Genomic DNA, 22,141 nt, shown 5'->3' on the forward strand with positions numbered 1-22,141 from the left:
GTCACCCGTAATATTTAAGGCCCGGCGCGAAGTCCGGGGTGTAGAACAGCGTGGGCCACGACTTGTTGACCAGGTCGTGGAAGCTCGCCACCACCGCCACCGACGCCGGTGTGGCTTTCACAGACACCGCCGTCATTACCGTGGGCGGCTGCGCCGGCGCGGTGAGGTCCGAGGCCAGGTAGACCCGGTAAATCACCTGCACCGCGCCCCCAGCTTCCTTGGCCGCGCGAATCTGCTGCAGGGCCTCGCCGGTGACATTGTCGATCTGGAACTGCAGGTCCTGCCGGCCCTTCACCGCTCGACTGGGCAGCGACACGCCGAAGCCAGACGCGGTGAAGGTCGCCGTGCTGGCATCCTCTAGCGTCGCCGTCACATCGTCGAAGCCCTGGCACAACCGAATGGCCCCGCCTTCGAACGCGGAGTGCTTCAGTTCCAGGGTATGGATGATGACCTGGTCAACCGGCGCGCTGGCGTAGACGGTCTGCAGTACCTGGCTCATCAGGTGAAGATGGTGACGCCGCGTGCGGTGACACGCTGATTGATTGCCGCAATAGCAGTGACGAACTGCTCATCGGCCAGCAGGCGGTCGTAGACGGCAAATGCGTAGAGTTCGCTGGTCGCTGGACGATATGCACCATACCCCCAACCACCGACCACGATGGATTCGCCGCTCAGATCGCCACCATAGTCGGTGGCTAGGTCGGCGTCCGTGAGGTTGTAGTTCGTTCCGTCCAACGAGCGTGTTTTAAGTAGAGTCTGCGAGGCACTGACCCCGAAACCATAAATACTGGCCTGGCGAGAGTCTCCACCGCCTCCCACACGGGAAGGCCCGATGGATGCTGAAACACCACCAAATATCCCGAAATTACCGGTGTTATCCGGAAGCACCTGGGTATTCATAACTGGTCGCAAGATACTGTTGTTGCCTGCATCTTTGCTGGTTGTTATAGAGCCCGTGTCGGCGACATGGGTTTCATAAACATTTGATGCGCTGGCCGGCAGAGTGCTCTTCAGGCACGCAATGACGGTGAACTCACCGCTCATGGCAATGCCGGTGTCGATTGCCAGCCCGTCTTCATCGGTTACTTCCAAGCCGTAGGCACGCTTGATCGGCGCTACCCAATCTCCGTAGATACTGGCGTGATTGCCGGAGCCGCTGTAATCCGTAAATGGCCCATTGTGCACGGCGTCGTCGCTGCCGCTTTCAAACAGATAGAGCCCCACCAACCCGTCTGCCGGTAGGCCGTAGATGGTCTGCTCTAGCTGCGGCAGGCCGGATGCGGAAAAGTCGGCATTCTTTACACGAATAATCAGTGACATCAGGAATTCTCCCAGTTCGTCGGAATATAAAAAGCGATGCACCAGTTGTGCAGCGGATAGGGTTTATCGATCAGTTCGGGCAGATTGGCCGAGGCATACATGCCTTCGGCCGGCTTGTATTCGTATTTGTCCAAGGCCACAGTTTCGTCCGAATCGCGCAGACAGCCGTTGCCGTTGTGGCGCGTCTTGTCGGCGTACCAGATATGGGCGCCCCCGATCGTATCGCGCCCCAGCTGCAGTTTCACGATCGTCTCTCCGACGATCTCGGCCCGGGAAATCAGCACCTCGCCGATGTCGTCCGTCACCCGGAAACCCTTACTGCTGTAATCGGTAGCGCTGTTGACCACATAGGGGAGATCGAATACCAGCGGCGGCTCCGGCACGTGGAAGTCGATATAGATTTCGCGGCCAATCTGTTGCGCGCGCCGTGGGCTGAGCGGTCGCCACTGCTGCCCGAGGGTGACCACCTTGTGAAATACCTTTCCCAGCAGGTTGCCGTACCAGCGGTAACCGTTGGCATCCAGATGGCCGCCCTTATCGGTGTAGGGGTACACGGGACCGGCGAGGTAACAGTTCGGGTTCTCGCGAACGAATTCCCATTGCGCCATACCCACATGCAAACCTGGGTCGCTGTTGGAATCCTCGTCGCGGGTGTAGGCCGCACCGGTCTGGTAGGTGAAAAAGGCGGGCTCGTCCGCTTGGCCTGTCAGCACCAGCGCATCGGCCACCATGTCGTCGCGCAGCTGTGTGAGCGCACTCTTGTAACTGGCCTTGTCCCATACGTCACCGTGATCGGTATAGTTCCATTCCCCCTGCATCCACACGATACCGGTAACGCCATAGGATTTACTCTCGCCGTCGGCGATGGCTTTGACCTGGCTCACCGCACCGGTATAACGGCTGTAACGGTCGGTGCCGTCCTGGGTGTTTACCTTGGAGAGCTGCTCAATGGTCTTACCGCTCACGCCGCAGTTGGTGGTCACAAAAACCCGCTGGCTGTCGTTGTCGACCAGCAGGCTGCGGTTGTGCAGCTTCTTGGCGAAGTTCACCATGCCGGTGTTGACGGTCTCCCCCAGGGCCCCATCACCCTCTATCAGCTCGGCCACCTCCTGGTCCGTGAGGATTACTCCTCCAGACTGTACATTGGCAATCAGCGGCTGCAGCGCGGCCCCGCCGAAAGGTGTGAAGCCTGCGCCGTCTGAGTTGCTGGGCCTTATACTGTCGCCGAGCATAAGATTGCCGTAGCGCGGAGTTTTGGATAGCGCAGGCCACCCCTCGTGACCAGTGGACAGTGACTGCCCGTATACCACCACGTGGTTGTAATCAAAGACGTTCTGCGCGCAGGTGGTATTGATGCTTTGTTTGAGTTGGTTGGACTTGGCAATGTTGAGCTGATCGCGGCGCTCCAGGTCTACGTTGAGACTCTGACCCGGGGTCATGACCACGCCCGCCGAAAGCCCGAAGCCTACATAGCCGCTCGCGTCCGCTATCGCGAAGTCGTAGTTGAACTCGCCCTGCTGCAGCTGGGCATCAGTGCCGATCTCCAGGATGCCCAGCACGCGCGCCAGAGCCATCAGGGTTCCGCCGGTATTCACATCCACCCCAAACACCGGGTAACCGGCTTCGTCAATCAGGCCGAGCGCGTAGTTGTACTCGCCCCCGGTCAGCTCTTCCATACCGACCTTGAGGGAAAGCGCGCGCAGCAGCGGCACAATGATCTCACCCAGCTTGGTGATCACCAACGCCGCGTTGCCATCTTCATCGGCGATGGCCGCGGCTATCTCGTCGCCGGCCTCCAAACCGGTCGGCGCCAGGATTTTAAGCAGCGTGTCGATGCTGTGCCGGAATCCCGCCTGCAGCACTTCCTGCGGGATCTGTCGGTCCAGCATCTCGGCCTTTTGCTCCAGCGTGCCGATATCCGCCTGCAGCAGCGCGTAGCTGTCATAGGGGGATTTCACCCAGGAGCCAGTACCGCTCGCGCCAGTCTTGCCATACAGGCCGTTGTTCGCCTCGGCGGGGTCGTTCCACACCTCGGCTAGGGTGTCCGCGGCGTGCGCCAAGTCGGCATCCATGGCCGCCTTGGTCGCAAACGATTGGCGCCCCTGCACCATGGCCTTGAGACTGGCGAACTGGTCCTTGATCGCCTTGGAAATGGTGTCCTTCGTAACGCCGCCCACATCGACAGTGCTATTTTCATCGCCTGTAAGGATCGCATCCAGGGCGTCAATACTGGCCTGAAGTTGCGCCACCAAGTTGAAAAAGCTAGACATGCACTACTCCTGATAGCTGTCTACGGCGCCGTCCACGCCGGTGACAAATTGTTGAACGGTGTTCGGGTCCAGCAGGCCTGCGGCGGTCTGCTCCTCGGTCAGTACGGCGCGCTCCTCAATCTCGATGCGCGCACGGTATTCCCAGATGCGCGGGCCCGTCGGCCGGCAGTCGCCCAGCGGATCGGTGATAAAGCGCATCTTGTGCTGCACCAGCCCCAGCGGAGTCAGGGCGTCCGCCAGGAACCAGGCGATGGAGTCCTGCAGGGCATGCAGCACAAACCCCTCGAACAGGGCCGCCTGTTCGGCCTGGCACCGCCAGGTCGCGGTCAGTTCGGTGGGCACGCGGGGAAAGCGGCGGCGCTGGCGTGCGCGGCCGCTGGCCATCGGGGTGCGCAAGCGGTTGTCCACTCGCTTGAAGCCATAGCCCTCCAGCAGCGGAGCCGGAAGCTCGCTGGGATATTCGATCAATGCCATGGATTAACTTCCGGTGCGCTGCAGTGCGTAGGTGCCTTCCAGGGCGCTGGCGGAGTCGCCGCCCTGGCGGATATCGGCCACGAAGATACGAATCACGTCCTCACCACTCAGCTGCTCGCGCTCCACCTGGCCTGCCCGGGAGGCGTCTTCGATCAGGTTCACTGTGACGTTGCCGCGCATACCGCCGTTCTTGAGGGCGGATGTGAGGTCGGCGTTTTGGTTTGGCGACAGCACGCGCTCGCCCTTGTCCAGCAGGTAGGTGGACTCTTTCGGCACATAGTCGAGACCGCCGTGGGCGATGCCGGCCGGCTCCTTCAGCGACGACAGCATGCTGTAGATCTGCACTCCCTGGGCAGTGGCGCCGGCAATCATCGGGATGTTTTGCGGGAAGCCGATCTTGGAGGCGTTGGCGATGTTTTCGATCATCGCCGTTCCGGCGGTAAAGATCGCCATACCCCGCTGCAGCGCGGCCACTTTTTTACTATGGCCGCCGGCAGCAGCCAGAATCTGGCTCGCGCCCTGGGTATACATCTGCAGCCGGTTTTTGCTGCTAGCCTGTTCCAGTTGCTCGCGCTGCTTGCGGTGCTTCTCTTCCAGCTGTGTCAGGCTGCGCTCATACTCATCACGCGCCATCAGCTTGCTGATGTAAGCCTGGTCAAGGAGCGCCATCTCCTCGTCCTGCTGCACCTGCAGCTGTTCCTTTTCGGTGAGCCAGGACAACTTGAGGGTTTCCAGCCTGGATGCGACACTCTGGCGCTCGGAATCGGTGAGCCCGTCGGGGCCGACCTTATTGCCCTTGCCCTCATCGTTAGCCGCACGCGCCGCCATCTCCTGCAGGGCCATCTGGTAGCGGGCGTTTTCCCGTGCGCTGTATTCGGCCTGCAGGGCTTCGATGGAGTCGAAGCCGCGGCGGCGCAGCTCCTCCTCGGCGATCTGCAGAGCGGCGATCTGCTGCAGGCGCGCCTGGTGATCCAAATCGATCTTGCCGCGCTGGTCGGCGAGAAAGTTGTCCAGCTGCGCCAGTTGGAGCGCGCTCTTGTCCTGCAGATTTTTGAGTTCGCCCGCGGCACGCTCACGCTCGGCCTGCTCACGGGCAGTGGTAGCTGCTTCTGCGGCCTTCCGCTGCTCGGCCCGCCGCTCTATTGCAACCTTCAGATCTGCATCCTTGATTTCCTGCAGCTGCGCGCGATATTCCTCGACCTTGTTGCGCTGCCATTTAATCTGAAACTGAACGCCATCACGCTCGGCTTTCTCTAGCTGCTTCTGGTGGTAGAGGTACTTCTCTTGGAGTTCGAAGTACCTATCTGCGCTCTTCTCCGCTTCCGTTGGCATAAGAACGGTGCGCCACCAGCTCACCGCGTCGGCCACAAAGCCAACGCCCTTGGACGCCTCCTCAGTCTTAGAGAGGGCTTCGAGGAACTCCTGCCAGTTCTGGCTCAGGGTATCGACCTGCCCGGCGAGTCCGCCCGCCTCGGCAGTGCCGGCCCCGCCGACCTGTTGCGACAACTTGGCGAGTATGAACCGCTGTGCCTCGGCGACGCGGCCGGCTTCCTCCATCGCCTTGATCTGGTCTTTCTCCGCCTCGGTAAAGCTGACACCGGCCCGGCGCAGTGCAGTGAGTCCGGTGCTGGGCTCCTCCAGAGCCTTACCCAGCTGCAGGGCCGCGCTCTTGGCGTCGCCGCCCATGACCGCCGCTAGGTCTTGAGAGAGAGAAATCGCACTGTCGAACACGTCCGACTGCACGCTTTTGAACGTCAGTAGAACTGCCTGAGCATCGCGGATGCCGGACACGCTGGCCAGGGTGTTGCGGGCCACCGAGCGCGCCTGCTCGTCCAGCTGCTGCGCGGTGCGGCCGCTGGCGTTGTCGGTAGCCTTCAGCAGTGCCGCGATCTTTAGCTGCTGCCGCTCCATCTCCTCGCCGGCGCGGATGCTCTTGTACATCACAGCAGTAACCCCGGCGACAGCTACGCCAAGACCAGCCCAGGCGATGTTGCCCCCGGTGACCAGGCTATTGACTGCACTCAGCCGCCCTGCCACGCCCCCGAGCGGTCCGTCAATAGCCGCCACGCCCTGAGCTGCGCCGCGCATAGAACGCGTGAACCCATCGTTCGCCGCGCTGGTCTTTTTCAGGTCCCGAGTGAACTTGGTTGTACGCGCGCGCGCCTGGTCCATTTCCTTGCGGAAACTGGCGGAGTTCATTTCCAGGTTCGCGACGAGCGTGGCGATGGTCGCTGTCTTGGCCATAGCGGTTCCGGTTTAGCAAGATTTCCAAAGGGCGATTTGGTCCTTGATGGACTTAGGTTTGCGAATCTCGGGGATGAAATCCCCTACCTTCCCGCCGCAGACTCCGGCCGCCACCTGCGCCAGTTGCAACTGCTGCGCCTCGCTGTGGAGGGGCCTGGTGCGGTGGTGCTCGTACCAGTGGTCAAGCTCGGTGCTGCTGATGCTGCGCAGCATGTTGAAGTAGTCCACGCGGTTGAAATCGCGGGCAAGTTGCCGGGCGAAGGCGAAACCCGGCACTAGCCTTTTTTTTCGCTGCCCTCTTCGTCAACCTCGCTGCCATCTTCTGGATTTTCTTCCGACGACTCTACATAGAGGCCTGACAACCTGGCCGCGGGGATATACAGCTCGTCAATCGCATCTGGAGCGACGCTTTTACGCAGCTCCAGGTGCAGCTCCTCGAGGCTTTCTTCGCGACCCGGCTTTAGCGCATAAGCCACTAGCAACAGCTTGCTGCTCACATCTTCGCGACGGATCGACCAGAACTCACCGACTTTGTCGAATTCGCGCAGAGGAACTTCTTCACCGCCTTTGGTAGCCGGTATATTCGCCGTGATTTTCTCCAGGTACTCGCAGCGATCGAAGGCGCTGAGCTCGTACAGGGTGAGCCCGGTACCGGCAAAGGTGATCGGCTCGTTCTTTAAATGAGGCGCTTGAAACAGACTCATGATCAAGCGGCCTCAGTGACTACAGGCCTGCCGGACAATTTGAACTTCACGGTGCGAGTGATCTTGTCGTCCTTCGGCAGCGCCCCGCCCCAGCCGGTGATATGGCCCAGGAACTCGACGGTGGTGCCGTCCGGATACTCGATCTGGTAATTGACGTTGGCGTCGGTATCGAGATCCGCAGCCAGCGCTGCCTGCCCGGTGTCACCCTTTTTCCAAACTAGGGTGAGCGATACCTCGCCAGCATCGCGCAGACCCACCGGCTCAAAGTCCATGTAGCCACTGGTGCCGTCGATGGGCGTAATGTCAGAGGAACCGCGAGAAACCTCGTTCAGCTCAATATCCAGCATGCCCGCCACTTGGGCGTAGGTGGTACCGCCATCATCGCTGCGGAGGAATTTGGTCTTGTAACCTTGCGCCATAACGCAATCTCCTGTTTAGAAATAAATAGTGAGGTCGATGCTGACGCGGTAGCGATGAGCTTCCTCGTCGTATTCTTCAAAGTTGGTGACAGTTTCAATCAGACCCACTTCCTGACCGGAAAAGTCACCGGCAAATCCGTTGATGTTGTGCACGGCTTCGGCAAGGCTCTTGGCCTCATGGTATGCCTCTGCCCACACGTCCACCTGGATCTGGCTGACCCGGGTGCGGGGTGTGCCATCGAGGCCCAGCGGCGCACGAGCGGCGACCGGGGTGTACACCAGCGCCGGTACCGGGTCTTTCTTGCGTAACAGCAACGGCCGCACCTTGGCCGCGCCCAGAGTGCGCAACCAGGTGTTGAGATGGGTCTCGATCATTTGACTTTGCTGAGCTCGCTGCCGAATTCGTTGATCAGATCCTGCAGGACACTGTCGATACGGTTCTCCAGCGCCGGGCGGATAAACGGCTTGGCACTCCGCTTCGCGTTGCCGTACTCCTGGGCAATGGCTTTCTGGTTCAGGTTATTGAACTCGCGTTTGTTGTCACCGCGGCCCTTGGACTTTTTGACGGGGCCCACGGTGATGCGGGCCACCCGGTCCTTACTTTTGCCCTTGGCAGTGGACGCACGCATGCCGATGCTGTCTCGCAGATCCCCTGTGTCCACCTCGGCGCCGTCACGCATTGCACTTTCAACCGGCTTCATGGCGCTGCGCCCGGCGCGGCGCAACAGCGCGGACCCGGTCTTGGCGTCCAGGCCCAGCAGCGCGCTGTTGAGCTTGGCCAGGCCTTCCACATGGAACTTGGATCGATCACTCATCGCTGGTGCTCCGGTTGATGCCGGTGAATTCCAGATAGCGGTCTCGCCCGGCGATCTTGCGCGGCGGCGAGATATCCAGGATCTTTCCCTCCCACACCGCGCGCATGGCGCTGGTTATGCCGCGGCTGGCGGTGCTATTGCGCACACGGATGGTCACTTCACTGGTGGATAGCTCCTGCCCCTGGGCGATACCTTCACCGGTGCGCACCGGCAGCACTTCCGCGCGGCAGGTGAGGTATTCGTTCCATTCGCGCACAGCCTCTCCAAAGGCGTTGTCAACCTCGGTGAATTGCTCGAAGCGCACGCTGTCGCGCATGCGGCCGATCTTCAGACGCGCAGCCATCGGTACGGATTCCACAACAGTCGCGTCGGCATCGGCAAGGCGCCGCCGCCTTCGCGGTTTTCGTACAGGGCGCCGACCAGCACCATGGCGCCCAGCTGGATGGCCTCGGTGACCTGGAGCGCATTCTCCGGCGCGCCGGTCATGTCGGCGCCCTCGGCATACAGCACCCTGCCGCAGTAGTCGTTGAACTGCTGCTCGGCCGCTACGCACAGCGATGTGATGTAGGCATCGTCATCGCTGTGTTCGACAATCAGGTGCTGTTTGACCAGGGCCAGATCGAAGATCACTGCTGCTCGCCTCCGGCGGTGTCAGCGTCCTGTTCGGTACCGGCTTCGCCCGCTTCTGTCTCGGCCGATTTCGCGGCTTCCGCCAGCTGTTCCTGCAGGGCGACTTTTTCTTCTTCAAGCTTGGTTACCTCGCTTTCCAGCGCGGTGATGTGTTCGCCCTGCTCTTCGACCTTGGCCTCAAGTTCGATGATGTATTCGGCCTTGACTTTTGCATCACCAGTTACCAGCCCTAGAGCGTCTGACAGGTCCCGATTGGAATTAGTGAGTTTCGCGTTCTTTTCCAGGGCGGCATTGAGCTCTTTACCCTCTGGATGCACGGAAGGCAGCTCCATTTCAGCCTGGCGCTGGGCTTCCGCTGCAGCTTCGGCCTCTGCCTTGGCGACATGTGCCGGCTTCTTCGGTGGCTCCTGCTTGTTTTTACCCTTGGTATTTTTCAGCATTGCCAAGCCATCGTTGATCATGTGCCAGGCTTCGTCGTTGCCCGCCTCATAGTCGTCACCGGGCGCGTAGCTTTCGGTGGCGGTGACCAGGCTGGTCAGCAGTACCAGTTTGAATTTCATCGGTGGTTCCTCGGTTACCGATTGAGACTGCGGCCCGTTTCCGGGCCGCGTTCAGTGCCGGTTTACGCCGCGGCCTGTTGCAGGTACTTCACTGCCTCTGGCACCAGCAGCTTGCCGTCGGTGCGCTTGCGCATCCGGAAGCCGACATGGCCGGTATCCGCATACTTTTCGTTGAGGCGCTGCATCACGATGCCGCCGCGGTCGCCGATGCGGTACTGCTTGAGATCACCGAAGGCGACAGTTTTGGCACTGGCGGCCACGGCCGGCATGGCCTCAGTGCTCTCAACTCGGTAGCCCAGCAGCATGTCGGGCTGACCGGCCTGCAGGCTGGGCTGCCACAGCGGGACGCCGTCGGTGCTCTTGAGCTTGCGCAGCATGCCGAGAGTGCCATCCCGCGTGATGAAGCTGGCGCGGCGGCGGTAGACTCTGCGCACTGAGTGGATCAGGTCGACGATATCGTCGTAGGTGATAGCGGCAGCGCTGGCGACCTGCTTGCCGAGTGCGCCGGAAACCAGCAGGCCTGTGGGCTTCTTGACGCCGTCGCCGCTGATGAAAGCCGTCTCTTCGGCGAGGCCGAAGGTCTCTGAGAAAATGCGTCCGATTTCACCTTCCAGGTTGAAGGTGTTGTCTTCTAGGAGCTCTTCAGAAACCTTGATGATACGGCCGAGCTTCCAAGCCTCGAGCACACCGTTACCGAAGGCGATGTCGGATTCCGGATAGGCTCCACCTTCATCCACCCAACCGGCTGCACCCTTGTCGGTGGTGAGCGGCAGGTTCTTGGTGCTCTTTGTGGTGGTGACGGTGGCGAGGCTGCGCATAAATACTGCATCCGTCAGCAGGTCAATCAGGGTATTCGCCCAGGAGTCCGGCACCAGGTAGCCGCCGTCGGTGTCCGTGCCCACAGTCAGCGCCGCCCGGATATCGGCGCTGATCCCACCCCGAACATAGCCGTCAAAGCCGCTCAGGTATTCGGCGCTCGCCAGCGGGTTTTCCGGTGCGCCGCCTTCAGGGTTCGGGCGCCGGGCGGCTTCAGGCACTTCTTCCAGCCGCGCCTCGATCTCCTCCATCTGCTCGAGCTGCTTGATCTGCTTGTCGAGTGCGTTGAGATCGTCGTTCATTTGGTTCCACTGGGCTTCCTGGTCTTGGGTCATGCCGGCCTTGGCATCGACGTTGTCCACCAGGTTGCGCATTTCCTTCGCCAGTTTGGCGCGCTTCTGCTGCAGGTCTATGAGCTTGCTCATATTGATTTCTCCGTCTTCGGAAATAAAAAAGCCGGCACTAGGCCGGCGGGGTTTGTGCGAGAAGCGCGCTCACGCTTCTGGTCGCATTCAGGCTGCCTCGGCAATCTCGGTGAGACGCGCGTAGAGCGGGGTTCTGTGGTTGTAGGGTCCCGGCTCTTCTTCCAGCTCCGGTTGCGGTGCGGGCTGTTTCGCGGCGATCAGCTGCTCAGGCACATGCTTGCAGCCCTTGAACTTTTCCTTGTCGAAGCTGGCTGCGGCAGCCACGCCTTCGACGGTCTCATCCGCGAAACCCTGCTCCACACACTCGCTGGCGGTGAGCCACGTTTCTTCATCCAGCATGGCGACGAGCACGCCTTCCTCAATGCCGGTCTTGGCATGGTAGATGTTCAGCATCGACTCGCGCAGCTTGTCGAGGGTCTCGGCGGTCTTGCGCAATTCTTTGGAGTCACCGGCAGTCACGGTCCACGGGTTGTGGATCATGTACATGGCGTTGTCGGCGATCACCACCTTTTCACCGGCCAGGGCGATGATAGAGCCCATGGACGCTGCGAGGCCGTCGATGTAGGTGGTGATGGTGGCCTTATGGCGCTTGAGCGCGTTGTAGATGGCGTTGCCTTCGAACACGCTTCCACCGGGGGTATTCAGGCGCAGGTCGATCTCGTCGACTTCGAGCGCGTTGAGTTCGTCGATAAAGGCCTTGGCCTCCACGCCGTAGTAGCCGATGTAGTCGTAGATATAGACCTCGGCGCGGCTGCTGTCGGCAGCGGCCTTGATTTCGAACCACTTAGGCATTGTTCTCTCCGGTGGTGGTTTTGCCGCTGCCGTCGCGCGGCTGGGTGATAGGGGCTATGTTGAGCTGCAGCCAGTGCTCATCGCCGCCTTCGATGCTGTTCATGTTTTCCAGGCGGCGCAGGTCATTGATGCTCAGGGCGCCGACGTTGAACAGGTTCTTATAAAACTCGGAGCGCGCCTTGGCGTCGCCGCGCAGCAGGCCCTCGACGCTGTGTTCGGCGTAGTATTCGCGCCGCTCCATCGGCGACAGCAGGTCGCGGAAGATGCTCTGCTCGATTCGCTTCAGCCAGGGCAGCAGGCTGTACACCACGAACTGGATGGACTGGTGCTCGATGTTGCTGAAGGTGGCTTTTTCCAGGTCGGCGATCATGTGCGGCGGCACACCAAAGATGGCCGCGATTTCACTGCGCTGGTACTTGCGGGTTTCCAGGAACTGGGCGTCCTCGGCACTCATGCCGATTTGCTTCCACTTGGTGCCCTCTTCCAGAATCGCGGTGCGGTGCGCATTGGCGCCGCCCTGGTGCCGGTTGTTCCAACTGGTGCGCAGCCGCTCATAGGCCTCATCGGACAGCTTACCCTCCACTTCCAGGGTACCGCCCGGGCGGGCGCCGTTGGAGAACAGACGCGCGCCGTGCTCTTCCAGTGCCAGGGCCAGGCCGATGCCCTCCCGCGCTTGGCTGATCGGCGACAGGCCCACGATGCCATTTGTGGACAGGCCGGCGATGCGCCACATACGCTGCGGCTGAATGGTGCGAAAGTCGCCGTCGTGCACCTCGAACACCAAGCGGTTGGTGCGCTGGGAGCGGCCCACCCAGACCTTGTCCGGGTTAATCGGCCAGACGCCGTGAACCCTGCCCCCGCGGTCGCGCTCGATTTCACTGTACCCGTTGCCGCGCAGCTGCAGGGCGGCCATCAGTTGAGAGCGGAAGTCGATCGCCGTCATTTCCTCATTGGGCAGATCATGTACCAACATTTGCAGGGGGTGGTCGCTGGCCACTTCCCGATTGTTGCCATCCGTCCGGCGGTAGAGGTTCAGAGGCAGAGCCGCCGTGGTTTCCGAGAGCAGGCGCACACAGGCATACACCGCGGCGACGCGCATGGCGGTGTCTGGCGTAACCGATTTGCCAGAAACCGACTGCGGCGCGCTCAGTGCGTCCAGCAACTCGTCGCTCGGGCTCTTGAGCGTGCTGGTCTCGGCACTGGGCGAGAACAGGTTGCGCAGCATTTTAATCATAGGAAGCGGATGCCTCGGGTTTCGTAGACGCTCTCTTCGGCTTCCTCGCCGGAGAGCGCGATGGTGAAGGCAATCAGCGTGGCGACGGCACCATCGATTTTGGACTCTTTGTTTTCCTTCACCGGGCGAATCTTCTTGCCGTCGTCGAGCTCTTTGGCGACCACGTTGCCCATCATCCAGGTGAGGACCGGGTTGCCGTCGTGGTGGATCCGGCCAGCTTTGAGCAGTGCCTCGAACTCTTTCATCGCGTCGGACATCGCGTAGTTCTGCGGCACCTCGATCACTTCCAGTTCTTTGACTTCCTTCTGGATGTTCTGCACCAGCTGGGTCGCGCCCCAGGGGTCGTAGCCGAGGGCGCGCACATCGAAGTCGCGGATGTCGGTCTCGACATCCTTCTGGATCTGGTCGTAGTCGATGGTCTCGCCTTCGGTCGGAATGAGCACGCCCTGGTGTTCCCAGGCCTGATAGTGTTTGTTGCTCTCTTCCTGAATTTTATCTTCCGGCAAGTAGTGCCGGCCGAAGATGTAATAGTGGCTCTGGCCGTCGATCTCCCGTTCGAACAGGGAAATGTTCGAGGTGATGTCCAGCTTGCTGGATAGGTCCAGCGCTTTAGTACACGGGTCGTGCAGGAAGTCGTCCACCTGCAGGGACGGATCCGCCTGACGGTTCCAGTCCACCATGTTGAGCCAGGCATTCTTGGCCGTGACCCATTCGTCCAGATGCTTGGTCTTGAAGGTGTTCTGTTTGCGCGGGCTCTGCACGGCTTCGCGCTGGCGTGCCTTCAGGTAGTCGCTGCCGACCGATACGCCGTAATTCGGGTTGGCCTTGATCAGCGCCTGTTCGCTGGTCCAGTCGTCCTCTTTGTCGATGCTGTAGACGATACCGAACAGCTCGTCGTTCTCGACACTGCCTTCCAGCACCGCCTGCAGGTCCTGCTGGATCGCGTAGCAGGGGCCGGCGATCTGACTGCCCGCGGTAGTGATGCCCAGCATCAGCGGCTGTTCCCGCGCGCCCATGCCGGTGAGCATGGTGTCGTAGAGCACGTCGTCCTGATGCTCGTGCACCTCATCCAGAATCGCGCAGCTGGGGCTGGCGCCATCCCCCGGCTTGCCGATCACCGGCTCGAAGCGGGAGTTGTCCGGCAACCGCTTGGTGCCGCGCTTGTCGCACTCCAGTCGCCGCGCGTGGGAGGTGACCCCGTAGGCGCGGCGAAAAGCCGGCGTGCGCTCGGCCATCTTCTGCGCCGGCCGGAAAACTTCCCAGGCCTGCTTCTCACTGGTCGCGCCACAGTAGACCTCGGCCCCGTACTCGCCGTCTTCGGTGAGCATGTACAGGCCGATGCCGGCGGCAATCACCGACTTGCCGTTCTTGCGCGGCACACAGATGTAGGCGATGCGGAAGCGGCGCAGGCCGGTCTCGCGATGCACCCATCCGAACAGGCTGCCGACGATGAACTTCTGCCAGCCCTCCAGCTGGATCCGCTTTGTGAGCCCCCGGCCCGCGGCCCACTTGCCCTTTACGTGTGGCAGCAACTCTATAAAGCGGATGACCTTTAGGGCCTTGGCCTCATCGAAAACCCAGGGGTAGCTTTCGTCCTTCGCGCGCTCCAGGTCATCGACGTGACGCTGTACCGCGAGTATTTCCCAGCGGCAGGCCGGGCGCACACCGGTGAGGACATCGTTGCAGTAGCCGGCGATGTCCGCGAGGTGATCCACATCCCAGGTCATAGCCGGTCGAATTCGCCGTCGTCAAACAGGCTGCCCTGCTTGTCGTTAAAGCGCAGCTCGGTCGCCGGGGACATGCCCAGCTGCGCGACCATGCTGTTCCAGAAGCGGGCTACTTCACGCAGCTGGCCCACTTCGGGATGGTTTTTAATCTGCCGCCCATTGCGGCCATGTGCGGTGTAGGTGCGTCCGTTCTCGACCAGGTACTGGCGCAGCTCGTCCATCTCGACCTTGGTGCGGCAGTACTCGTGCACATAATCCACGAACAGCGGCTTCAGCCGGCCCACTTTGGCCAGCTCGAACGCCACCCGATCCCACACCCGGCGCTCTTCCTTGCTGATGCCGCGCGGCCGCAGCTCTTTCACCAGGGAGAGGAGCTTGTCCTCCTGTTCTGCGGCTGCCTGCTCGTTCTGAGCAGCTGCAGGGTGGTGAACAACATTGCCCCCCTGCGGATATCGTCCAGCCATACCAGTTACCTAGTGAAAACCCCGAGTGGGTTTTTTCGATTCAATTCAACGCACACAAAAATTGACTTAGGGCGGCGGTGTTGGTGGATATGGGCCCTAGAGATTTGACCCGCCCCTCCCCCTTGCGCCGCCGCCCTCTTGCGCGGTCTTGCGCAGGTGGCATGGCTTGCAGAGCAGTTGAAGGTTGCTCATGTCATCCGTGCCGCCCTGTGACTTCGGCTTCTTGTGGTCCACGTGAGTGCCCGACGTAGCGCGCCCAGCCTGCAAGCAGATCTGGCACAGCCCTTTGTCCCGCTGAATCACCTGCCTGCGCATCCGCCGCCAGCTGGCACCGTAACCGCGGTCAGTGTCTGTACCTTTCTGCTTCTGCCACTCCGCCCAGCCTTCACGTGCCTGCGGGCATTTCCCGGCGTGCGCCTGGTTGCAGCGGGCGCAGTAGCGCTTAGCCTTTGGTGGCACTGCCCTGGTCCTGCTCTCCGCGCGCCAAGCAGACAGTACGCACATAGCCCTGCAGTGCGGTCAGTCTTCGGATTGCTGTGTCTCCTCGCTGGGTGAGCGCGAGAATTTCTGCAGCAGCTCCTTCGTCAATGTCGGCTGCTCCCGCTGCATCAGCGCTGCCGGCGGTGCCGGTATCTCTGGACACTCCACAACTGGCACCGCTGGTTGGGATTGACAGCCGGATAGAGCCGCGCAGCAGATCAGCGCGCAGCCGGTTATTCTCATCTTGAGCATCGGCCAGCTCCCTTGTATAGGTCTCGTCGATTTCTGACACTTGCACACGATGCAGCCGCTCAGCTTCTGCAACCTGCTGCCGTGCAGCTGCCAGCGCCTCCGCCTGGGCACTGCGTATCTCTTCGATGTCCTGCCCCAAGCGCCAGCCATTGGCCAGCCAGCCCGCGGTCAGCGCAACCAGTAGCGCGGCACCAGCGGCCAGCACTCGAGGACTTACTGACCAAGGCATAGCTGATACTCCGCCTCGCGCCTACGGGCGAGCCCGCGAACTTTCTTGCCGCCGGCATAGACCCAACGCTTCAACTCCGGGCACCACTCTTGAGGCGAAGCACCAGCGTTAACTTTGCGCACCAGAGTGCTGCTGCAAGCAGCGTGGGTTCCGACGTTATAGGACCAGCTGACCATGGCAGCCCACTGGTGCGGCTCCAGGTCAACATCAGCGTCGACACACCCGACCAGGCCCTCCAGCTTCTCGCGCAGCTCCACGTCCAGCAGTTCATTGCACTCGGCGTCGGTATAGGTCGTACCCAGTCGCACATTTTTCGTATAGCCGTAACAGGCCGTGGCGACGTTGACGATATCCAGGTACGCCTCGTTTTCCTTGCCTTCGAAGTGCTTCACCACCGGTGCGGCACAGGTCAGGCAACCAGCGGCAATCAATGCCGCAACGCGCTTACGCAGTCTCATCGTTGAATTTCCCCTTGATCCACCGGTAAAAGCGACAGGCCGCCGCCCAGTGTTTCGGTATCTGGTGCACTACCAGACCGAGGAGATACATCACGGTCAGCACCTGAATCCACTGATCCACCGTCAGGCCAAACAACTTGGCCCCCAAGACAGCCGCCGGCGGAATCATCTTTGCCCCCTCAGTTGCTACTGTCTGGGATGCGGACATAGGCGGCTCCAACGGCGGAATGAATTTTGTTCCCCCAGCATCAACCACCGCAAAAAGAAACGGCGCCCGGAGGCGCCGCAAAGTACAGGGTGGATTCACAATAACCAGAAACGAGAAAACACGGCTGGGGGAGCCGGGTTTTCTTGCCGCAGAGACAATTTCTCTACAGTGCCTGAATTTTTAAATTTTCTTTCACCACCTGTCAACACCCAATGAGGTAAAACTTACGCCACTTTCGGGCCCGGCTCCCCAAACAGCTCAACATCCAGCAACACATGCGCTGCATCCAGGTAACGCGAAGCCGTGGCCTCACTCACTCCCAGCCGCCGGCCGCACATCCGCAGCACCAGCTCGCGCTGGTAATACATCACTACCAACTCGCGTAATACCTCGGGCAAGCCATTCACCGCCTCCTCGACCTGCATGCCGCTATCATCGATCGGCACAATGCAGCCCTTGCCAGGCGGCGCAAACACACCACCATTGCGGATCAGGGCGCCGAATGGCGACTCCAGCGGCCGCAGGCCCATCCCACCCTGCACCTGCTCTGCCCAGGCCACCAACCGCTTATCCACTCGCTCAATCATCAAATCCCCCTCTGGATCTATCCATATCACCTAACCCGTATATCCCCGTACACCAACCGTACATCAAAAAAAAACAGGTATACGGCCCTAAAGCCCGCATGGTTACTAGGCTCCGCTATAGTCCCGTATACCCGTAGGGCAAATTCCACCGTCTCGCGCGAGAAAAAAAATTCATTGAGTCCACCAGCTGGGGAATCCTCACACGCAACACACGCGCAGGCGCGCGCGATATGGCTATACAGGTATACGGGAACTGTAAAAACCTCAGCAACCACGCGGCCTGTAAAGCCGTATACTGTATATCCGTCATGTACGGGCCCTATACGGCGGTATACGGGAATCATGCCGGCTGCTCCTCATGGAAGGCCCCGATCTCGTCGCGGAATGCCTTCACGCACTCCGACAGCCACTCCTTCTGCGTCTTCCCACCTGGTGGCGTGTGCATCAGGAAGAAAGTGCCCTGCACTCCCTTCTTGATTCCCCTGCCAAATCCACCAGGGCTGTCGTACTCAAGTCGGTTCTTCTTCTTCACCCTGGTCGCCATCGCCTCAGAAAAGCGGTTCATATCCATTTGGTGAAAGCCCCCTGCCCTGCACCACTTCCGGTACACATGATAGAGATCACCGCTGAGGCAGGTATGGAAAGGCGCATCGGTTTCCCTCGACTCCCACGCCCGATAGAAGACCTCCCAACTTGGCAGGCCGAAGCTGATCAACCGCTCTTTGGCCTCGGTCATCGGCGGCTTGGTTCGGGTATCGAAATCCCCCAGCCTCTGGTCCAGCAGCCAGCCATAGAAAGCCTCGGCGCCGCCGTTCTCCAGCTCCTCGCCTACGCCCTTCTGCAGTTCCAGCGGTAGCGTCTTCTCCGGCCACACCACCAGGAACCGTCGATCCATAGGCTCCACTGGGAATGGCAACACCTCATTGGAGAGGAAGGCACTGTTCATATAGTTGGCCTCCTCCCAACCGCTGACAAACTTCTTCTCGATACGCGTGGTGGCGCCGGTGATCATCTGCTTGATATTACCCGTCTGGGAATACTTCTTGTCCCGCGAAAAGATCTCCTCAAACACGCCCCACAGCAGACTCGACTTCCAGTCCGTATAGGTACTCTCAATCTGATGCTGCCCCAGGGTTGCACTGTACTCCCCGTAGACCTTGCGCATCACCACATCGAAGAACAGCGACTTCCCCGACCCATGCACATCAGAGTGCACCAGCAGGGCCGTATCCATCTTCGAGCCCACATACTGTAGCGGGTAGGCCAGCCAGCACACCATCCACCGCCACACCTCGTCATCACAGTTGCACAGGTGCCACAGCAGGGCACGGATATTCCGGCACCTATCCAGGTCGCGCACCGGATTCAGCGGCAGCCGCTGGAAGGTGTTGATATGCGTTTTGGGATCCGCCCGGCGGGTAGGGTCAAACACCACGTTCTTTTTTGGCACCATCTTCCGGTCAGGATGCCGGTACCAGACATCATAGGCGTCCGGAAAAATATGCTTCACCACCTTCAGCGGGACCCGCTCCCAATGCTTGCGGTCCCACACCTCTTCTGTGCCCTCCAGCAGGGTAAATCGCCGCAGCATCTCGCCGACTCCCCCAGCCCCCTTCTGGGCGGCCTGGCGCGCGGCGATAAACTGGCGCACGTCCTGTTCCAGCACCTTGCGCTTTTCCGCGGCATCCATGAACTGCTTGCATACCGCAGCACCCACCTCAGCCCGAAATGCCGTCGACTTCAGTTCCCGGTGCAAATGCTCGTCCCACACTTTGGTGGTGCCGGATATCAGCGCAAAGCGCTTGAGCGCATCCTCTAGGGTGATTTCGCGCGCCTCAGCGGTCAGAGAGGGTGCGGGAGATTCAGGCGGTGGAGAGTCCGCAGCGCTGGCCGCGGGCGCCTCATTAGATGGGGAGCGGGGGAAGAAGGACACATTCGCCATGAACACATCGAACTGACGGCGCACTTCCCCAAGACCGTGCGCCACGTGTATATCGTTGAAATCAATTCCGCTTTTCTTCTTCACGCGGCTTCCTCGAGCTCTTCGTTCAGCGACGGCAGCCAAACCGCACCACCCACTGCCTGCGCCGCTGCTGTCGCTTTCTCAACCCCATCGTTCACCTCCAGGTGAGCGTCATCATCGGCAGCAAATACCATGTGCTGCTCCGGGTAGCGCTCGCGCAGTTGCATCGCCACGCTCAGCAGGTTGCCGCAGTCGAAGCACACCACTACCGGACAGTCGTACGCCTCGCCGATGGTCGTGGCCTCGCGGATACTCGCACCGGTGGAATAGCCCTCTACCAGGATCAACACCTTGGCCGGGTCCGGCCTGCCAATCCAGTAGAAGAGCCCCGACTTGCGGCCGTGCCGGATGAACGCCTTGCTCTTTTCCGACAGCACCTGCAGATTCCAGATCTTTCCGTCAATATCCATCAGCGGCACCGCCGCGTGGCCCTTTTTGAAAAACTGGATTTTGATGCCCTGACCTTCGCGCTCCTCTTTGGGCATATCGAAAATTGGCTTGATCTTCGCCCAGTCCGTCAGCACCTCCACCTGCTCGCCGCGCTCCACCAGCAAAAGCGGTCCGGAGAAGAACCGCAGACCATAAGACTTCACTTTCTTGCGGCCCAGGTAAGGGCTGCGCCCCATTGGCTTCAACTCCGCCCAGATTGACTGCGCCAGCACCGCAATACGCTCGAACCAGGCCGCCTCTTCCGCCGCGGCCCGCCTTGCTTCTTCCGCTCGCTTCCGCTCGCGATCTGCCCGCTCCCGCGCGAACTTCCGTTTCTCCTCGGGCGTCAGCTCACGGCGCTCGAACTCGAAACCGCATTCCTTCGCCAGGGCGAACAGGGTACCAATGCCAATACCGCCGCCGGCCTTGAAACTTTTCCAGCTCGCCTTTGCGGCGGCCGAATCGTAGTTATCCGCCTGCTGACTCCAGTGATCCCAGGCATCGAAGCCGTCGTCGCCGAATTCAGACTTGATGGCCATGCCCACCTTGATCCAGACCTCGCGCTCGTCGGCCCTATCGAGAAAGGTCAACGCCCGGCACACATCGTCCAGCGTACACTGCTCGTACATGATGAAATCCCCCTAAGACTGGTGCGCAAAGTGCGCGAAGAAAGAAGCCGGTCCCCACCGGCGGTGATTCAATGGACCCGGTGCGGGCACAGATATGCCTGCCACTCGTGGTACTGGCCCTGCCGCACCAGGTTCGCCAGCTGGCGGAGCTGCTCGCTCGGTGTGATCAGCAGCACCGTGGAGCCGTCGGATCGCCGCTCGCCCAGGGCCGAATCACAGAGCGGATCCACCCGCTGCAGCAGCGACTCAACAAATGCGCGGGTCACTGCCGGCGCCTCGGCCAGATCCTCCTCCATCTCCCGCAGGCACTGCACCAGCGCAGCGACATCCGCCGTGAGCGTCAACGTCCGGGCCATAGATCCCTCCTGTACAAATCCCCATGAATCCCGGCGAATTAACCGGGCCGTCGCCGGCCGGCAGAATAGCGGCCATAACGACAAGGGGACTTCACAATGGTTATTGTTGTACTGCTCTCACCGACCAACCCGCGGCCGGTCAGCCTGCCTGCCGAACTTCTGCTTCTTCTTGCTCGGCCAGCTGGTCGTCCAGAGGACCGAAAATGTCCGGGCGCAACTGCTCCCGGGTAACCTGGCGCTTGGTGGCCAGCTCGATCTTCGGGCAAAGCTCCGCCGGCACAGACCTCACACCACTGCGCATCTGAGACACGAACACGGCTGACACACCAATGAGCCGTGCCAGCTCGGCCTGGGTTCCGACCGCCTTAACAGCGGCGTCGATTGCTGAGTTCATAACTGCCTCCTGCGCACATATTAACTTGCGGCTACTGAAAAGCAATAGCCGATAGTGAATTAACTTGCGGTTAACATTACGGAATGGAACATCCAGAATTCGCGGCAAGATTCAAGGAAGCTGTCAGGCGTGCCGGGGTGGAAGACACCCAGGAGGCGCTGGCGCGCCTATTCGGCGTAAGCCCGGTGACCATCTGGGCCTATCGCAACGGAATGAAACTGCCGCGCATGAGCACAGCAATTCGCATCTCAGAAAAGCTTGGCGTCTCAACCGAGTGGCTGCTAAACGGCACTGGCAGGGGGCCGTCCCACATAGTGGCCGAGGAACCCGGCGTCTACAGCCCCGGCGCAAGCCAGCCCACCAACATCAGCCAACTCGCGCCCGAAATCCGCGAGCTTCTCCTGCTAATTCAACAAAAGGCCGCCGAAGGCTCACTCACCAGCCAACACGCCGCCGTACTTAAAAGCAGCCTGGAGCTAATGACCGAACAGAAGAAATAAAAAGGCCCGCATCAGCGGGCCTTCATCGCAAGCCGGCGTGTCCACTAGCCACCGGCAGACGCGGAAAGAACCACAGCCCTCTCCTTACCGACCACCTCCATAAATTCGCGCATCGAAAGGATCGCCGTGCCCTGCCCTCCAGGGATACGCTCTCGGGAAAATATCGCATCCTCGTAGCCATCGCTGCTGTGGATTCGCAGGCGGCAATCTTCCGCCAAAATCATGAGCTCAAGCACCTGTAGTGGCACCACTACCGAGTTGCTGCTCTTGGTATAGACAGTTCGGCTAACGCTATTCCAGCCGCTACTGTCGTGCGAGGTCGGGCTATCGGCATCAAACGACAGCACTTCGCCATCCACGTTGACATCCAGCCCGGAAAAGTTGACGTAGACGTCGCTGGCGTAGGTGCCTGATCCGAACTCCATTACCAGGGCCACGTGATCCGGCGCCGCACTGGTCCACCGCGCTCCGAGCTTGTAGCTGTTGCCCCAAGCGCGCCTCGGGTCATACAAAAACTGCGGCGTGACCTCTACGATAGTGGCTCCCTCGAAAGTCGACACCCTCTTTGAAACCACGCCCAGACCGGCCATCTTGGACGCAGCGTCAGCCATGCCGGTACAACCGGAAACACCGCCACAAACCAAAACCATAACCGCCAGTAGATACCCCAGTTTTTTCATTGTTGTCTCTCCCTGAGTATTG

The 22,141-nt window shown here is 60.6% G+C and carries 29 protein-coding genes; 1 reads left to right on the forward strand and 28 read right to left on the reverse strand.

What is annotated here, in order from left to right:
• Nucleotide 1: 1 nt before the first annotated feature.
• The 27 genes from ACXAF3_RS05135 to ACXAF3_RS05265 all read right to left on the reverse strand — a co-directional run bounded on the left by ACXAF3_RS05135 (nt 2) and on the right by ACXAF3_RS05265 (nt 20,939).
• Nucleotides 2-499: a DUF1833 family protein gene (locus ACXAF3_RS05135; protein WP_475111216.1), complete on the reverse strand. Its 498-nt coding sequence runs from the start codon at nt 497-499 to the stop codon at nt 2-4.
• Nucleotides 499-1,320, reverse strand: a complete 822-nt coding sequence (locus ACXAF3_RS05140; RefSeq protein ID WP_475111217.1) for a hypothetical protein — start codon at nt 1,318-1,320, stop codon at nt 499-501. The genes ACXAF3_RS05135 and ACXAF3_RS05140 overlap by 1 nt, the downstream gene beginning before the upstream one ends.
• Complete coding sequence (locus tag ACXAF3_RS05145) at nt 1,320-3,590, reverse strand: hypothetical protein (RefSeq protein WP_475111218.1); 2,271 nt, start codon at nt 3,588-3,590, stop codon at nt 1,320-1,322. The genes ACXAF3_RS05140 and ACXAF3_RS05145 overlap by 1 nt, the downstream gene beginning before the upstream one ends.
• A gap of 3 nt (nt 3,591-3,593) precedes the next feature.
• A complete protein-coding gene (locus ACXAF3_RS05150; RefSeq protein ID WP_475111219.1) occupies nt 3,594-4,064 on the reverse strand; it encodes a hypothetical protein in 471 nt (156 codons plus the stop codon).
• Nucleotides 4,065-4,067: 3 nt separating this feature from the next.
• Nucleotides 4,068-6,308, reverse strand: coding sequence for a phage tail length tape measure family protein (locus ACXAF3_RS05155; protein WP_475111220.1), 2,241 nt, complete (start codon nt 6,306-6,308; stop codon nt 4,068-4,070).
• A 12-nt stretch (nt 6,309-6,320) separates the two neighbouring features.
• Nucleotides 6,321-6,584, reverse strand: coding sequence for a hypothetical protein (locus tag ACXAF3_RS05160; RefSeq protein WP_475111221.1), 264 nt, complete (start codon nt 6,582-6,584; stop codon nt 6,321-6,323).
• Nucleotides 6,584-7,012 (reverse strand): hypothetical protein, encoded by a 429-nt coding sequence (locus ACXAF3_RS05165; RefSeq protein ID WP_475111222.1) that lies wholly within the window; start codon nt 7,010-7,012, stop codon nt 6,584-6,586. Before ACXAF3_RS05165 ends, ACXAF3_RS05160 begins: the two co-directional genes overlap by 1 nt.
• Nucleotides 7,013-7,014: 2 nt before the next feature.
• A complete protein-coding gene (locus ACXAF3_RS05170; RefSeq protein WP_475111223.1) occupies nt 7,015-7,431 on the reverse strand; it encodes a phage tail tube protein in 417 nt (138 codons plus the stop codon).
• Nucleotides 7,432-7,446: 15 nt separating this feature from the next.
• Nucleotides 7,447-7,806, reverse strand: coding sequence for a tail completion protein gp17 (gene gp17, locus ACXAF3_RS05175; protein ID WP_475111224.1), 360 nt, complete (start codon nt 7,804-7,806; stop codon nt 7,447-7,449).
• Nucleotides 7,803-8,246, reverse strand: coding sequence for an HK97-gp10 family putative phage morphogenesis protein (locus ACXAF3_RS05180; protein WP_475111225.1), 444 nt, complete (start codon nt 8,244-8,246; stop codon nt 7,803-7,805). Before ACXAF3_RS05180 ends, gp17 begins: the two co-directional genes overlap by 4 nt.
• Nucleotides 8,239-8,589 (reverse strand): phage head closure protein, encoded by a 351-nt coding sequence (locus ACXAF3_RS05185; RefSeq protein ID WP_475111226.1) that lies wholly within the window; start codon nt 8,587-8,589, stop codon nt 8,239-8,241. Before ACXAF3_RS05185 ends, ACXAF3_RS05180 begins: the two co-directional genes overlap by 8 nt.
• Entirely contained in the window at nt 8,574-8,876 is a 303-nt protein-coding gene (locus ACXAF3_RS05190) for a head-tail connector protein (RefSeq protein WP_475111227.1), read from the reverse strand. Before ACXAF3_RS05190 ends, ACXAF3_RS05185 begins: the two co-directional genes overlap by 16 nt.
• A complete protein-coding gene (locus tag ACXAF3_RS05195) occupies nt 8,873-9,436 on the reverse strand; it encodes a hypothetical protein (protein WP_475111228.1) in 564 nt (187 codons plus the stop codon). The genes ACXAF3_RS05190 and ACXAF3_RS05195 overlap by 4 nt, the downstream gene beginning before the upstream one ends.
• A 62-nt stretch (nt 9,437-9,498) precedes the next feature.
• Complete coding sequence (locus ACXAF3_RS05200) at nt 9,499-10,677, reverse strand: phage major capsid protein (RefSeq protein ID WP_475111229.1); 1,179 nt, start codon at nt 10,675-10,677, stop codon at nt 9,499-9,501.
• A gap of 87 nt (nt 10,678-10,764) precedes the next feature.
• A complete protein-coding gene (locus tag ACXAF3_RS05205; RefSeq protein WP_475111230.1) occupies nt 10,765-11,469 on the reverse strand; it encodes a head maturation protease, ClpP-related in 705 nt (234 codons plus the stop codon).
• Entirely contained in the window at nt 11,462-12,703 is a 1,242-nt protein-coding gene (locus ACXAF3_RS05210) for a phage portal protein (protein WP_475111231.1), read from the reverse strand. The genes ACXAF3_RS05205 and ACXAF3_RS05210 overlap by 8 nt, the downstream gene beginning before the upstream one ends.
• Entirely contained in the window at nt 12,700-14,430 is a 1,731-nt protein-coding gene (locus ACXAF3_RS05215; protein ID WP_475111232.1) for a terminase large subunit, read from the reverse strand. Before ACXAF3_RS05215 ends, ACXAF3_RS05210 begins: the two co-directional genes overlap by 4 nt.
• The gene (locus ACXAF3_RS05220) at nt 14,427-14,894 is read right to left on the reverse strand and encodes a phage terminase small subunit P27 family (RefSeq protein ID WP_475111233.1); all 468 of its coding nucleotides are present in this window, start codon (nt 14,892-14,894) and stop codon (nt 14,427-14,429) included. The genes ACXAF3_RS05215 and ACXAF3_RS05220 overlap by 4 nt, the downstream gene beginning before the upstream one ends.
• A gap of 96 nt (nt 14,895-14,990) precedes the next feature.
• The gene (locus tag ACXAF3_RS05225; protein WP_475111234.1) at nt 14,991-15,398 is read right to left on the reverse strand and encodes an HNH endonuclease; all 408 of its coding nucleotides are present in this window, start codon (nt 15,396-15,398) and stop codon (nt 14,991-14,993) included.
• Nucleotides 15,337-15,855 carry a lysis system i-spanin subunit Rz gene (locus ACXAF3_RS05230; RefSeq protein ID WP_475111235.1) on the reverse strand — a complete coding sequence of 173 codons (519 nt, stop codon included), beginning with the start codon at nt 15,853-15,855 and terminating at the stop codon, nt 15,337-15,339. Before ACXAF3_RS05230 ends, ACXAF3_RS05225 begins: the two co-directional genes overlap by 62 nt.
• A complete protein-coding gene (locus ACXAF3_RS05235; protein ID WP_475111236.1) occupies nt 15,840-16,313 on the reverse strand; it encodes a lysozyme in 474 nt (157 codons plus the stop codon). The genes ACXAF3_RS05230 and ACXAF3_RS05235 overlap by 16 nt, the downstream gene beginning before the upstream one ends.
• Entirely contained in the window at nt 16,300-16,521 is a 222-nt protein-coding gene (locus ACXAF3_RS05240; protein ID WP_475111237.1) for a hypothetical protein, read from the reverse strand. Before ACXAF3_RS05240 ends, ACXAF3_RS05235 begins: the two co-directional genes overlap by 14 nt.
• Before the next feature lie 224 nt (nt 16,522-16,745).
• Nucleotides 16,746-17,111: a hypothetical protein gene (locus ACXAF3_RS05245; protein WP_475111238.1), complete on the reverse strand. Its 366-nt coding sequence runs from the start codon at nt 17,109-17,111 to the stop codon at nt 16,746-16,748.
• 337 nt (nt 17,112-17,448) lie between these two features.
• Nucleotides 17,449-19,134, reverse strand: coding sequence for a DUF5906 domain-containing protein (locus ACXAF3_RS05250; protein WP_475111239.1), 1,686 nt, complete (start codon nt 19,132-19,134; stop codon nt 17,449-17,451).
• Entirely contained in the window at nt 19,131-20,189 is a 1,059-nt protein-coding gene (locus ACXAF3_RS05255) for a PriCT-2 domain-containing protein (protein WP_475111240.1), read from the reverse strand. Before ACXAF3_RS05255 ends, ACXAF3_RS05250 begins: the two co-directional genes overlap by 4 nt.
• Before the next feature lie 68 nt (nt 20,190-20,257).
• Entirely contained in the window at nt 20,258-20,545 is a 288-nt protein-coding gene (locus tag ACXAF3_RS05260; RefSeq protein WP_475111241.1) for a hypothetical protein, read from the reverse strand.
• 139 nt (nt 20,546-20,684) lie between these two features.
• Entirely contained in the window at nt 20,685-20,939 is a 255-nt protein-coding gene (locus ACXAF3_RS05265; protein ID WP_475111242.1) for a YdaS family helix-turn-helix protein, read from the reverse strand.
• An 83-nt stretch (nt 20,940-21,022) separates the two neighbouring features.
• Here ACXAF3_RS05265 and ACXAF3_RS05270 point away from each other — a divergent pair, with 83 nt between their 5' ends.
• Nucleotides 21,023-21,439, forward strand: a complete 417-nt coding sequence (locus ACXAF3_RS05270) for a helix-turn-helix domain-containing protein (RefSeq protein WP_475111243.1) — start codon at nt 21,023-21,025, stop codon at nt 21,437-21,439.
• Between the two features lie 44 nt (nt 21,440-21,483).
• On the opposite strand, the gene ACXAF3_RS05275 is transcribed toward ACXAF3_RS05270, so the two are convergent.
• On the reverse strand, nt 21,484-22,119 hold the full coding sequence (locus ACXAF3_RS05275) for a hypothetical protein (RefSeq protein ID WP_475111244.1): 636 nt from the start codon (nt 22,117-22,119) through the stop codon (nt 21,484-21,486).
• Between the last annotated feature and the right edge of the window lie 22 nt (nt 22,120-22,141).

This window comes from Microbulbifer sp. ABF4_143, from assembly GCF_056160225.1.

Coding starts and splice junctions, on each gene's coding strand:
- ACXAF3_RS05135 (WP_475111216.1), bottom strand. CDS start 499: ATGAGCCAGGTACTGCAGACCGTCTACGCCAGCGCGCCGGTTGACCAG.
- ACXAF3_RS05140 (WP_475111217.1), bottom strand. CDS start 1,320: ATGTCACTGATTATTCGTGTAAAGAATGCCGACTTTTCCGCATCCGGC.
- ACXAF3_RS05145 (WP_475111218.1), bottom strand. CDS start 3,590: ATGTCTAGCTTTTTCAACTTGGTGGCGCAACTTCAGGCCAGTATTGAC.
- ACXAF3_RS05150 (WP_475111219.1), bottom strand. CDS start 4,064: ATGGCATTGATCGAATATCCCAGCGAGCTTCCGGCTCCGCTGCTGGAG.
- ACXAF3_RS05155 (WP_475111220.1), bottom strand. CDS start 6,308: ATGGCCAAGACAGCGACCATCGCCACGCTCGTCGCGAACCTGGAAATG.
- ACXAF3_RS05165 (WP_475111222.1), bottom strand. CDS start 7,012: ATGAGTCTGTTTCAAGCGCCTCATTTAAAGAACGAGCCGATCACCTTT.
- ACXAF3_RS05170 (WP_475111223.1), bottom strand. CDS start 7,431: ATGGCGCAAGGTTACAAGACCAAATTCCTCCGCAGCGATGATGGCGGT.
- gp17 (WP_475111224.1), bottom strand. CDS start 7,806: ATGATCGAGACCCATCTCAACACCTGGTTGCGCACTCTGGGCGCGGCC.
- ACXAF3_RS05180 (WP_475111225.1), bottom strand. CDS start 8,246: ATGAGTGATCGATCCAAGTTCCATGTGGAAGGCCTGGCCAAGCTCAAC.
- ACXAF3_RS05185 (WP_475111226.1), bottom strand. CDS start 8,589: ATGGCTGCGCGTCTGAAGATCGGCCGCATGCGCGACAGCGTGCGCTTC.
- ACXAF3_RS05195 (WP_475111228.1), bottom strand. CDS start 9,436: ATGAAATTCAAACTGGTACTGCTGACCAGCCTGGTCACCGCCACCGAA.
- ACXAF3_RS05200 (WP_475111229.1), bottom strand. CDS start 10,677: ATGAGCAAGCTCATAGACCTGCAGCAGAAGCGCGCCAAACTGGCGAAG.
- ACXAF3_RS05205 (WP_475111230.1), bottom strand. CDS start 11,469: ATGCCTAAGTGGTTCGAAATCAAGGCCGCTGCCGACAGCAGCCGCGCC.
- ACXAF3_RS05210 (WP_475111231.1), bottom strand. CDS start 12,703: ATGATTAAAATGCTGCGCAACCTGTTCTCGCCCAGTGCCGAGACCAGC.
- ACXAF3_RS05215 (WP_475111232.1), bottom strand. CDS start 14,430: ATGACCTGGGATGTGGATCACCTCGCGGACATCGCCGGCTACTGCAAC.
- ACXAF3_RS05220 (WP_475111233.1), bottom strand. CDS start 14,894: ATGGCTGGACGATATCCGCAGGGGGGCAATGTTGTTCACCACCCTGCA.
- ACXAF3_RS05225 (WP_475111234.1), bottom strand. CDS start 15,398: ATGTGCGTACTGTCTGCTTGGCGCGCGGAGAGCAGGACCAGGGCAGTG.
- ACXAF3_RS05230 (WP_475111235.1), bottom strand. CDS start 15,855: ATGCCTTGGTCAGTAAGTCCTCGAGTGCTGGCCGCTGGTGCCGCGCTA.
- ACXAF3_RS05235 (WP_475111236.1), bottom strand. CDS start 16,313: ATGAGACTGCGTAAGCGCGTTGCGGCATTGATTGCCGCTGGTTGCCTG.
- ACXAF3_RS05240 (WP_475111237.1), bottom strand. CDS start 16,521: ATGTCCGCATCCCAGACAGTAGCAACTGAGGGGGCAAAGATGATTCCG.
- ACXAF3_RS05255 (WP_475111240.1), bottom strand. CDS start 20,189: ATGTACGAGCAGTGTACGCTGGACGATGTGTGCCGGGCGTTGACCTTT.
- ACXAF3_RS05260 (WP_475111241.1), bottom strand. CDS start 20,545: ATGGCCCGGACGTTGACGCTCACGGCGGATGTCGCTGCGCTGGTGCAG.
- ACXAF3_RS05265 (WP_475111242.1), bottom strand. CDS start 20,939: ATGAACTCAGCAATCGACGCCGCTGTTAAGGCGGTCGGAACCCAGGCC.
- ACXAF3_RS05270 (WP_475111243.1), top strand. CDS start 21,023: ATGGAACATCCAGAATTCGCGGCAAGATTCAAGGAAGCTGTCAGGCGT.
- ACXAF3_RS05275 (WP_475111244.1), bottom strand. CDS start 22,119: ATGAAAAAACTGGGGTATCTACTGGCGGTTATGGTTTTGGTTTGTGGC.